Source organism: Phycisphaeraceae bacterium (assembly GCA_020639155.1).
GTDB lineage: Bacteria > Planctomycetota > Phycisphaerae > Phycisphaerales > UBA1924 > JACKHF01.
This window is the reverse complement of sequence record JACKHF010000002.1, coordinates 962,963-974,985: the sequence shown is the minus strand read 5'-3', so window position 1 is coordinate 974,985 and position 12,023 is coordinate 962,963. Positions and strand designations below refer to the sequence as shown.

Annotated in this window: 9 protein-coding genes; 6 read left to right on the top strand and 3 right to left on the bottom strand. The window is 55.7% G+C overall.

Annotation, left to right across the window (positions count from 1 at the left end):
• The first annotated feature begins 20 nt into the window (after window positions 1–20).
• From H6815_14715 to H6815_14700, 4 genes are all read left to right on the top strand, one after another.
• On the top strand, window positions 21–644 hold the full coding sequence (locus H6815_14715; GenBank protein MCB9861693.1) for a methyltransferase domain-containing protein: 624 nt from the start codon (window positions 21–23) through the stop codon (window positions 642–644).
• Between the two features lie 85 nt (window positions 645–729).
• Window positions 730–3,033, top strand: a complete 2,304-nt coding sequence (locus H6815_14710) for a class I SAM-dependent methyltransferase (protein MCB9861692.1) — start codon at window positions 730–732, stop codon at window positions 3,031–3,033.
• Window positions 3,034–3,078: 45 nt separating this feature from the next.
• The gene (locus H6815_14705; protein ID MCB9861691.1) at window positions 3,079–3,795 is read left to right on the top strand and encodes an HAD family hydrolase; all 717 of its coding nucleotides are present in this window, start codon (window positions 3,079–3,081) and stop codon (window positions 3,793–3,795) included.
• A 13-nt stretch (window positions 3,796–3,808) separates the two neighbouring features.
• Entirely contained in the window at window positions 3,809–4,711 is a 903-nt protein-coding gene (locus tag H6815_14700; GenBank protein ID MCB9861690.1) for an aminotransferase class IV, read from the top strand.
• A gap of 10 nt (window positions 4,712–4,721) precedes the next feature.
• On the opposite strand, the gene H6815_14695 is transcribed toward H6815_14700, so the two are convergent.
• Window positions 4,722–5,378, bottom strand: a complete 657-nt coding sequence (locus tag H6815_14695; protein MCB9861689.1) for a flavin reductase family protein — start codon at window positions 5,376–5,378, stop codon at window positions 4,722–4,724.
• Between the two features lie 239 nt (window positions 5,379–5,617).
• On the opposite strand from H6815_14695, the gene mdh reads away from it, so the two are divergent.
• A complete protein-coding gene (mdh, locus tag H6815_14690; protein MCB9861688.1) occupies window positions 5,618–6,568 on the top strand; it encodes a malate dehydrogenase in 951 nt (316 codons plus the stop codon).
• 96 nt (window positions 6,569–6,664) lie between these two features.
• Complete coding sequence (locus tag H6815_14685) at window positions 6,665–7,702, top strand: hypothetical protein (protein ID MCB9861687.1); 1,038 nt, start codon at window positions 6,665–6,667, stop codon at window positions 7,700–7,702.
• A gap of 20 nt (window positions 7,703–7,722) precedes the next feature.
• Here the strand turns inward: H6815_14685 and H6815_14680 are convergent, their stop codons facing one another.
• Both H6815_14680 and H6815_14675 read right to left on the bottom strand, forming a co-directional pair.
• Entirely contained in the window at window positions 7,723–9,483 is a 1,761-nt protein-coding gene (locus tag H6815_14680; protein MCB9861686.1) for a glycosyltransferase family 39 protein, read from the bottom strand.
• Window positions 9,480–11,984 carry an ATP-binding protein gene (locus tag H6815_14675; GenBank protein MCB9861685.1) on the bottom strand — a complete coding sequence of 835 codons (2,505 nt, stop codon included), beginning with the start codon at window positions 11,982–11,984 and terminating at the stop codon, window positions 9,480–9,482. Before H6815_14675 ends, H6815_14680 begins: the two co-directional genes overlap by 4 nt.
• Between the last annotated feature and the right edge of the window lie 39 nt (window positions 11,985–12,023).

The following is a 12,023-nucleotide window of genomic DNA, read 5'->3' as shown; positions in this document are numbered from 1 at the left end:
CCTGAAACCACGGAGTGTGCATGGAGCAGATCGAGCAGGCAAAGCCGTACAACCCGCATTCGTACCGTGCGTTTTTGAAGGAGTTTCTTGCGCATCCGCGCTCGACCGCTGCGATCGCGCCGAGCTCACGCAAACTTGCGAGGCGAATGGTCGAGGGCATCGACTTTTCGAAGATCAGCTCAATGATTGAGTTTGGCCCTGGCACTGGTGTGTTCACGTCGCAGGTTGCAAGGTCTATTCGTGAAACAGATGGCTCACATTGCAGATTTATTGCGATCGAGCTGAATGACCGGATGGCTGCGAATCTGAACACAGTCATGCCTGATGTTGATGTGCGTCATAATGACGCGCGAAAGGTTGCATCCATATGCAACGATGAGGGTATTGAACAGGTGGACTACATCATCTCGGGGCTTGGCTGGCCCTCGATCCCTGCGCAGATCCGCGATGAGATTCTGGAGCAGACCCACGCGGTGCTGCGCGAGGGTGGGCAGTTCCGCACGTTCGGATACCACATCGGGCTCACACTCCCGGGAGCGTGGGGATTCCGGAAGACAGTGCGCAAATTATTCCGAACTGTTGAAATTAGCCCGGTGATCTGGGGCAATCTGCCGCCCGCGTTCGTGTACACCTGCACCAAGTAGACGGAGCCCGCTCATTTCTCGTGCTGTGCATGGAATCAGGTCGATTTGTAGTACAGATTCCTTGTCACAGTGAACGGGAGACACCATGGGCCTGCGTGATCTTGCAACTGACCGTTTAACCGGGGTTCTTCCTATTGATTCACGCGGGGAAGAAACAGCGCCGAGTCTGGTCCTTCCCATGTCAGCGGAGCGTTGCGCGCCGTCGATGCTTGCGCCGCGTGAGCTGAACTACATCCACTGGCTCGCATCACAGACATCTGGATATGGGAATGTTGTTGAACTTGGGTGCTTTCTGGGTGGATCAACAAGCGCGCTGTGTGAGGGGCTGAGCATATCAAGCCAGCCGGACGCATTCATCCATGTTTACGATAGCTTCGAATCACCGGACGAGTCAGTGTTTACATCATCGCCGGAACTTGCAACCTACGGCATTCGACCGAACGAGAGTTTCAGGAAGCAGTACGAGCATCTGCACCAGCACCGATTGCATCGGCTGCACATCCATGAGGGGCGATTGCCCGAATATGTGACGGGATGCGACACAAACTCGCTGTATCCATCAGATCAGCCAATCGAACTGCTTTTTGTGGACATTGCAAAGTCGTGGCGGGTTCACGTGACAGTGCTACATGCGTTTGCTCGCCACGTTGTGCCTGGTGGCATTGTTGTGCAGCAAGACTTTGGTGATTTTCGATTGCCATGGATTCCGATCCACATGTGGCAACTGCGTGAGTTCTTTGAACCATTGGACCTTGTGTATCGCGCGCCGACACTCTCGTTCCGGTGTGTGAAACCGGTGCCTGAAGATATGCTTGCGAGAGCGCTGTTGACGCCAGACAGCGTGTCTAGTGCTGCTCGCGAGCGCATGTGGGACGATGTTGTTTCGTACTGGTCGCAGTATCTTGGGGAGAAGGCCGGGCACTGGCTCGCAGGGCATCGCGCCGTGCATGCACAGCTTGCAAAGGACAACAAGGCGGCGCTGCAGCATGCAGAGTCACACGAGCTCTGGCGATGGACAAACGCTTCCAGGGATGTATTCATCTCGCCGGACTGGACACCGTGGCTTGATGCGCTGCCGAGTAGTGTGACGCAATCAGAATCGCGTGAGCGGGCAGAGAACCTTGTGCGTTATCATCGTGGGGTGAACTCATTGCCGACACCGGATCGCGCGTTTGCTACATGGAAAACTGATGCGATCAAGCAGCGATACTGGCAGCAGATCGAAGATCTGCTTTGTGAACGCCATTGCACGCACGTTGTGCTGTATGGCGCGGGTAGACACACGAGATGGCTGCTCCAGCAGGGATGGCCGACGCAGCGGTTGAAGCTTGTGTGCATTGTCGATGACAATCCGGCTGTTGACGCGATTGAAGACATCCCCGTATATACACCCGATGAGGTGCCGTCTATTGAGGCAGGCAACGTCGTTGTGCTCCCCTCATCTGATGGGTATGAAAGTGTGGTTATTGAGCGGGCAAAGCTGCTAGCATCGAAGCACGGCTGGGATGTGGTTCCTGTCTACACAAACGAATCAATATCGCGCGTTCATCATGACGACGCGGCGACTCATATTGAAATAAAAGCTCAGCTGCACACAACCAGCAATATTGTGACGCACGTACAAGCGGATGAGATTGATCCTGCTCCGGTGCATCGTGCACAGTTGGGTTTGAAACGCGAACGTCCGTGGATAGATCAGCTTTGCAAAAACGCGGGCTGGCCCGCGTGGGCGCGCGGACACATCAACAGTCGGGATGCAGCATTCATCTGGGACATGCTTGAACTGACAAAGCCAGATACAGTGATCGAGATTGGTGTTGCATCCGGCGTATCAACCGCTACATTCACATTGGGACTGCACTTGTTCTCCGCGCAGCACAAGCAACCGATGGTGCACGCGTACGATCTCACTCGCACATGCTACTTCGATCCGACTCATGCTGTTGGTGCTGCCGTCCAGGACATCTGCCCGGTTCTTGCTGATAGCGTGAATGTGCGAACGCAGACAACCGCTCGTGAAGCGGCGATGGATCATGTGCCTGGTTCGGTTCAGCTTGCGATGATCGATGCGGATCATCGGCACCCGGCAGCAACGGTCGATCTGATGGCGCTGCTACCGGTTCTTGCGCCGGGAGCATGGGTGCTGCTGCACGACATCGAACTGGATCACATCCACCAACAGGCTGGTGATGCGGACATCGTCGAGACAGGACCGAAGCAGTTGTTTGATGCCTGGCCGTTCGCGAAGGTGCGTGAGTTGATGGACAATCCTGCGGATTCGAACATCGGTGCGATCCAGCTTCCCGCTAGTGTGAGAGACGCGATCGATGTGCTGGTGGAGATTGCGGACCAGCCCGTCCTGCATCAGCCCTGCGAGATGGTGCGTTAGCACACACACGGACTACGATCTCGGATGGATGGGCAACGAATCGCGATGTGGTCAGGGCCGCGGAATATATCTACCGCAATGCTGCGCTCGTGGGGCGCGCGATCCGACACATTTGTGACGGATGAGCCGCTTTACTCGCACTATCTTGATGAAACAAAGCTCGATCATCCCGGAGCCGATGAAGTGATAACAGCACACGATCGTGACTGGCAAAGGGTCACAGCGTGGCTGACAGGTGAGATCCCACAGCAGAAAACGATCTGGTACCAGAAGCACATGGCCCATCATCTGCTCGATGATGTAGGACGCGACTGGATTATGCAGTTGACAAACGCGTTTCTCATTCGCGATCCAGCGCCGATGGTCGTGTCGCTCTCAAAGGTGCTACCGAATCCAACGCTTCCCGAGACAGGGTTGCCGCAGCAGGTTGAGTTGTTTGATCGTCTGACATCTGCAAACGGAAATATTCCACCTGTTGTGCTGGCAAAGGACGTGCTGAGAAATCCTGCAGGGATGCTGCATGCATTGTGCAACTCGCTCGGTGTTCCATATTCGGATGAGATGCTCTCGTGGCAGCCCGGGAGACGGGAAACCGATGGTGTGTGGGCGAAGCACTGGTATGCGAATGTGGAAGCATCAACGGGGTTTGAGCCGTACGCAGAGAAGCACGTGGATGTGCCCGAACGATTGGTACCACTCGTTCGAGAATGCGATCGTCTCTTTGAGCATTTGTACAACCACAAGATCGAACCATTGACCTGAGTCGAGGTGATGCATGCTCCAGAAGTACGACGCGCGAAATGCTGACATCATTGTGAATGTGGCGGGCAAGCTGACACACCGCAACGATGCAGCGGTCTCGCCGTTTGATTCGAGCGTCCAGAACGGCGACGCTGTCTGGGAAGGGTTGCGGCTGTACGATGGAAAGATCTTTCGGCTCTCAGCACATCTTGCCAGACTGCGGAAGTCTGCACAGATGCTTTCGTACACGGATATCCCGTCAGATGAAAAGATCATTACACAGATTAAGCGGACACTCGAAGCCAACAACATGCAAACCGACGTGCATATTCGTTTGACGCTGACGCGTGGCGTGAAGTACACGTCTGGACTCGATCCGCGCATCAACACGATGGGATCAACACTGATTGTTCTTGCGGAATACAAGCCACCGGTGTACGACAAATCGGGGCTGGCATTGATCATCGCGAAGCAGCGCAGGCCGTTTGCCGATGTGCTCGATCAGCACATCCATTCGAGCAATCAACTGACATCCATCCTTGCGAAGCTCGAAGCCAATGCTACGGACGCGGATGATGCGATGATGCTGGACACGAAGGGCTTTGTTGCGGAGACCAACGCAACACATCTGTTTCTTGTGAAGGATGGGCGCGTGGAAACGCCAACAACCAAGGCATGTCCCGAGGGAATCACGCGAGCGGCGGTGCTTGAACTGTGCCAGACGCATGGCATCCCGCATCTCGTTGATGACATTCTGCCCGAGCGGTTCTTTGATGCGGACGAGGTGTTCTGCACGGGCACGATGGGCGAGATTGTGCCGGTTGTGCGCATTGACGGAAACATCATCGGCAGCGGCACTCGCAGTCCAATCACCCAGCAGCTTTCTTCACTCTACTCGGCTCTTGTGAAGGAGGAGTCAGAGTCGCTGGGGGTGTAGTGTTTGGTTGCTATTGCGGTGCAAGTGCGCGCTTTCCCATTGGAAGATCGAAACGATCTCTCGTTGTGCAGTAGCCGAGTCCGCCCATACGTCCAATCGCATCAAGTCTAGCCGGATCAATGTGCGTGCTCTCATCGAGAATGTCTCTATGAACATGAATGGCAGCAACCTGTCCAATGACCATGTTGCCGCCGCCAGGCGTATCCGGCGCAAACCGATGTACTTCCCGTGTTTCGCACTCAAACCTGACTAGTGATTCGGCAACACCTGGAGGTTTGACCTTTGTCGAAGTCGCGTGTGTAAGCCCTGCTAGATCAAACTCACTCTCGTTTTCACCAAGCGGTTCTGCACACGCTGCCATTTGACGCACCATAGCGTGACTCACGATGTTGACAACAAACTGCCCCATACCGCCGTCAGATTCCGGCATGCAGTTGCGTAACGTATCCTTGATTCCACCATGGTCGTTGTTTGCTGGGCAAAACATCATGAGCATTGGCTGTGCACTAATCGCATTGGCAAATGAGAAGGGTGCGACATTCGTAACTCCTTCTCGGCTGATGGTTGAAACGAGGAAGATCGGGCGCGGGACAACGGACCCGATGAGCAGTTTGTATCTGTTTCGCTGAGACAGTTCATCCGGCAGGAGCGTGGTGTGCGAGTTCATGGATCACGATAGGAAGGAGTGTGCTGGCGTGGTTGCTGCTTTTCGTATGGAATGCCACTGATTTGTGGGTATAAAACAGTTGTTGCTACCCTGACCACAACCCGAAAATAGATTGTCTTTTCGCGAGCGTTTCCTATACTGGCACTCGCTCGGCGGCAGCCGATTGCGATGTCCCCTCGAACTCACATTTTCCACACTTTGGGCCTGTTCGGGCCACAACCTCAGATCGGAGATTCTGCATGCGTCGGGCAAAGATCAGCGTCATCGGAGCAGGCAATGTTGGTGCAACTTGTGCGCACTGGGCAGCTGCAAAGGAACTCGGTGACATTGTGCTGCTCGACATCCCGGACCGGGTTGGTGTGGCGCAAGGCAAGGCACTCGATCTCGCATGCTGCGGCCCAATCGAGAACTTTGATTCGCGGATCACAGGCACATCTGATTACGCCGACATCGCTGGGTCTGATGTCGTTGTGATCACTGCTGGTCTGCCTCGCAAGCCCGGCATGTCTCGTGACGATCTGATCCAGACAAACGTCAAGATTGTGCGCAGTGTCAGCGAGAACATCAAGAAGCACGCGCCCGATTCGATTGTCATTGTTGTTGCGAATCCGCTCGACGCAATGGTGTACACCGCATGGAAGACAACAGGGTTCCCGACAAACCGCATCATGGGACAGGCGGGAGCGCTCGATGTTGCTCGCTATCGCACGTTCATCGCGATGGAACTCGGCGTGAGTGTCGAAGACGTACACGCGCTCCTGCTTGGTGGTCATGGCGACGACATGGTCCCGTTCCCACGACTGACAACGGTGTGCAGCGTGCCAGTCTCAGAGTTGTTGCCTGCCGAGAAGATCACGGCGTGCGTTGAGCGCGCAAAGGTTGGTGGTGGCGAGATCGTCAAACTCATGGGAACGAGCGCGTACTACGCACCCGCGTCAGGCACGATCGATATGGTCGAAGCGATTGTCAAGGACAAGAAGCGAGTGATTCCGTCAGCGGCCTACTGCGAGAAGGAGTTCGGGATCGGCGGATACTTCGTTGGTGTGCCTGCACTGCTCGGATCAAACGGTGTTGAGAAGGTCATTGAGTTCAAACTGCAGGGCGACGAGCAAAAGCTCATGGAGGAGTCTATCAGCCATGTGAAGGATCTTGTTAGCACAGTTACGTCTTTGTTCCCTGATCTGGCCTGAAGTGGAATATTATTGCAAACGAGTGTGTGAGAGCAGCTGTGGAATGCAGCTGCTTTCCATTCAGTGACTGGTTGGTTTGAGAGGAGTTGGATTGCCATGCGTCGGTTTGTTAGCATTGCATGTTTGGGTGTTCTGTCATTGTCATGCACATGCGTCCTTGCACAGCATGCTGATGACGGCTCACGGACACCCGTTGATCCGGACGCAGGAACGAAGGGTGTCATACAGACACCAGATGACGTGATGGATCGCATGATTGGTGTCTGGCAGCGCGCAAGTCAGGCACAGACTGATGACGAGTCTACCCAAGTCAGCGAACAACTGGGGATATGCCAGATTCAGGTGCAGGATCTTCCGCACGCGATGTATGTTGAGCACGCGATCGGGATGCTTGGTCCTGATCCCAAGAGCCAGCGTGTACTGAGTGTGTATGAGTCGCACGATGGACTGCGCTTGCGCCTGTGGAACTTCAAGGTCGAACAGCGTGCAGATGTGCTCGCGGGCATGTGGGCATCTCCCGAGGATTTTCCGACGATCAAACGGGAGGAGTTATTCCCTGTTGCCGACTTTGCTGTGAACGACTTTGATGAACATACACTGACATCAAAGACAATTGCACACGCAAGCATTGATCGCGACGGAGCCGTGTACTATGACGCAGTGCTCAACGTGTATGGGATTGATGAGACCAACTCAGCGTTTGTCTTTCAGGAGCGAGGCTTTGATGCAGAAGGAAACACGGTCTTTGATACAACCCCGGAGCCGTGGACCCGCATTGAGTCGCCAGCGATTGTGAATCGATTATCCGAAGGTGTGATTACAATCGACTACTACAGGCCGGAAGGTATACCAGCATTCGACAGCAATATCATGTTCCTGAAGTACACCATGCACATCGGAAGTGGTTCGATGACCGACAATACAGAGCGACATGGAGGCATCTTCCGTGAGTCACTTCCGGTGAGACAGGACAAGTTTCTTGGCTGGCAGCTTGGTTTGCGTGGAATGACAGAAGGCAGCCGTCGACTCATCATCATGCCCCCAGGAACCGGCGCGTACGGTGATACCGAAACGCTCTATGCTCGGATCGAACTGGTGCAACTCGAGCAGGATGTCCCGCCCGATCAGCCATAAATGACGATTGCAGGCAGTGTTTACCTGGTCACTTTGAGGACGACTGTTGCGCTCCGCCCGTTGTCGATCGTGTACGCCGGAAGCTGTGCGATCTCCTGCACAACAAAGCCTAGCGCAGCCAGTCGACCTGCGGGATATGTAGTGTCGTACTCTGCTCGTGCTTCGCGGCGGGCGATGACAAAGATTGCTGTGTGTTCTGCTACGAAGTCATGCAGTGAGTTAAGAGATATTGGATGTACACCCGCAACATGGATATCCGGTCCGTTTTCCATAACTGGCACAACGGATTTGCCCCAGTAAAAATCGAGTGCAGGCGACCAGTGGTCCAGTGCGAACAGTGCGGTGTTGTCGTTTGCAGATGCTTTGAACGCGTGGATCAAGTCTCGTGGTGAACGGTTTGCAAAGCGTGCTTCGCGACCGTATCCATACCACCAGCCCTGTCCGATTGCAAGGATGGCGCATGCTAACAGGATGACAGAACTGGTGGCACGGTTTGGCAACTTCGTATGCATGGCTGCAACACCTGCTAGTAACGCAACACCCGGCCAGACCGGCGTGAGATAACGTGGCACACCCTTCCCGATGATGCTGAACACAAAGAGTGAGCCGAGCACCCACGCAACAATCCACAGCGTGCCTTGATCGAGCTGCTTCCAGAAACCCCAGCCTGATCTCAGCGTTTGTAACGTGCCGACGAACAACGCACCGATCATCACGATCGAGCCAAGCCCGACACCGAATGCCATTGCTTCGATATTGTGCATCGGCGCATCGAGCACGAAAAGACGCAGGTTGTCGCCTGTCTCATACTCCATCGCGCTGCGGACATTGTCCCATCCGATGGACCGGGCAACGATCGCAATCCATCCGACAGCTGTCAGCGCGCCGAGCAGGATTGCAATAAGCGGGAGTGGTTGCTTTGTGATTTGCGCAAGTGCCTTGAGATGTGTGCAGGCGTTCGCAACGAGAAACGTGATGATGCCGATCGAAGCGATGACGTAGACAAGCCCGATGATTGCGTTTGCATCCAGATTCTGCAGGCTGCCGCGAATCCAGAACGAGATCACTGCTGCGATGGAAGCAAGCACGCCGCCTGCAAGAAAAATCGGCGTTCTGAATCGGGCATGATGGACAGCGCAGTTGAGCACATGCCCGCCGATGAATGCGCACACGATTGCAACAACTGCTGGCGGCCCTTTCGTCATTGCAGCGCACGCGGTTGTTGCAAACAGAAGCAAGGAACAGATCCACAGTTGCTTTGGTGTGTGCTTGCGCGTCATCAGCACGAAGCAGAGCAGAATAGAGAGCGAGGTCGGCCACGTGAGCAGTATGTCGAGTTCGCCTATCCTGCTCGATCGCACGTACAGCAACCCTGTTGCGAGCATCGATGCACCAAGTAGTGATGCGGTCGCAGACTTGCGTGTATTGTCTTCTTCGGATCGAAGCAGGACCCTGCCGGCAGCGTATGTTGCGATGACGCCCAGCCATCCCGCGATAGCGACTGTCAATCGCAACGGCAGGATATCTGTGCGATTGCCCAGCAGCATGGAAAACGCCCTTTGCCACCAATAGATCATGGGCGGCTTTGCCAGATATGGATCGCCATGGACGGTCGGGACGAGCCACGCGCCCTGCTCGTGCATCTGCTGGAACACGAGCGCACGCTGGGCTTCCTGCCAGTTGGTCAACCCGTGATTGATCAGGCCCGGCAGATACGCGATCGCGCACAGGCACGTCAGGATCAGCACATGCCGAACGGTGGGAGATGTGGGCTCACTCATGTCCACGCTTCTTGCAGTGTGCCGTCGGGCAGTTTCCAGTGCGCGAGCCAGCACAGCGCAGCGATTCTCACATCGATATTTGTTTTCTTCGGTGCGATCTCAATGCGATCGACTTCCTGCACCAGCGTCTCGACCACTTGCTCGACGTTCTTCAGTTCCTCCTTGAACTCTGCTTCCAGTTCTTCGAGCTTCGCTTTGATCGCCTCGGCATCTTCCCTGGCTCTTTTCACATCGCCAGCCTCTTGTGCAGATCGACTTGCGCCACGAACAGCTGTTCCAGCCTTTGTGACGGTGGACGAACTGATCTTCTTTCTTCCGAGAAACGCACCAAGCACAGCAGCGCCAGCGGATATCACTGCGGACATTGTCGCGCCGCGTGCCTGCGACTTTTGCACCTCGATCTTCTGCTCTGCCTTGCGCAGTCGCTCTTCCAGTGCATCAAGCTTTGGTCCGTACTTGCCGCGAAGCTCGTCGGAGAGTTCGTCGCGTTTCTCGCGGGCTGCAAGCGAGAGCCGTGCCTGGAATGCTGCTTCCGATTCGTCAGGCTCAGAGATGAGTTTGAGTGATTTGCTCGTGAAGATTGTGAGCCGCTGATTCCTGTAGATGGTGTCGGTGAACTGCTTCTTCCAGTCACGCTCGCTGGACTTGTCGATGATTCCGGATGGGAACGACTGGAACGTGGTCTTCTCATCGGGTTCGTGTGTGAGATCATCTTCGGTCAGTTCGATGTGTGCTGCGTGGTCGAAATCAACTGGGACCGGTCCATCCTGCATCGGCACCAGCATCATGATGCGATCGGCGTAATCAACCTTGCGCCGCGCATCGGAGTAATGCACACCAATGCTCCCGATGACGGACGGGACATACGTCAGCTCAGCCTTTGCGGGCTTGCGCGATCTCGAACCAACAAAGAACTGGCTGACTTCGCTCGGCAGCACGGGCGGTAATGTGATGTCCTTGTCAGTGTTCTCTTTCTGATTTGAATCGCTGTGGCTTGATTCAACAGCGGGCTGCGATGGGGGCTGGATCACCGGCTTTGCCTGTTGCAACGCCTGCTTCTTTGACTCCATCAGCGTGCCGATCTGATCGCGTGTCAACGGGCCGCGAAGATAGGACATCGCCCAACGTGTCTCGAACAGCACCGGCCCGTCGTCGTGGACATTGTTCATGAGGAATACTCGGCTGCGCAAGCCGGAGATTGCCTTGTCGATCGCACTGCGATCGAGAGAGCCGCCAGCTGCGCTCTCAAGCCCGTCGAGCAGACGCTGCTTGTCGCGCTCTGCCTGTAATCGACCGATCAGCCACGTGCCCGCGTTCGAGAGTCCCTTGTAATCCAAATCGACGGGGTTCTGTGTCGCAAGCACGATGCCCACGCCGAATGCGCGCGCCTGCTTCATCAGGGTGAGCAGCGGCTGCTTCGATGGCGGGTTTGCAACCGGCGGGCAGTACCCTGCAATCTCGTCCATGTACACAAGTGCGCGAAGACTTGTCGTGCCAGGCTGCGATCGCGTCCATTCCAGCACGCGCTGGAGCAGTGTTGAGACGAAGAACATGCGTTCGTCGTCGTTCAGATGTGCAATAGAAAAGATCGCGATACGCGGTTTGCCCTCGGGTGTGTAGAGCGCGTTTGCAATGTCGAGCGCCGGTCCTTCGGACCATGCTGCGAACGCGGGCGAGGCAACAAGCGCGTTCAGTTTCATCGCAAGCGAGACACGGTCCTTCTCGGGAAAGAACATCTCAAGATCCATCACACCGACGCGGCTGATGGGCGGCTGCTGGATTGCTCTGATCAATCCCGCGAGCGTGATGGTTCGCCCGTGTTGCCATTCGTGATCGAGCAGTGCTGAAAGGAAGATGTGTTCAGGACCGGTGACAGGATCGGACTCGACTTTCAGCAGCCCGAGCAGACTCGACACTGCGCCCGAGACCTTTGCGCGATACAGGTCTGCATCTTCGATCACCGCTCTGGTTGGTGGATCGAACGAGCGCAGTACCGATACCGGCATGCCGGAGCTGGACCCTGGCGTGTACACCATGAAGTCTGCCGCATCGCGCAGGCGTTTGATGCGTTCGCCGTCCTGTCCCCACTTGCCGAGTCCGTTCTTCCAGAGATCGGCCTGCTTCTTTGCGTATTCGTCCTGCGAGACTCCCTTTCGTCGCGCGTCATCGGCGTTGATCCACGGCCTGAAGTCTTCGGGCTGCAGTTCAGGGAAGGTGAGAAGCAGGTTCGAGAGATCACCCTTCGGATCGATCACGATCGCGGGGATCCCGTCGATCGCTGCCTCTTCGAGCAGGCACATGCACAGTCCGGTCTTGCCGCTGCCGGTCATGCCGACGCAGAGTGCGTGTGTGACAAGATCGCGCGAGTCGTAGAGCAGTGTTCTGGTGGGTGACTGGTCATCGCTGTCCGCGTCGAGTGACGGCAGTTCGCGACCGAGATAGAACATGCCGAGTTTCTCAAACTCAGCAGCGGAGGGGACGGTATCGGGCGTGCTGGACATGGGGATAGGTTAGGGCAGATGGACGCGAAAGTGGCACCA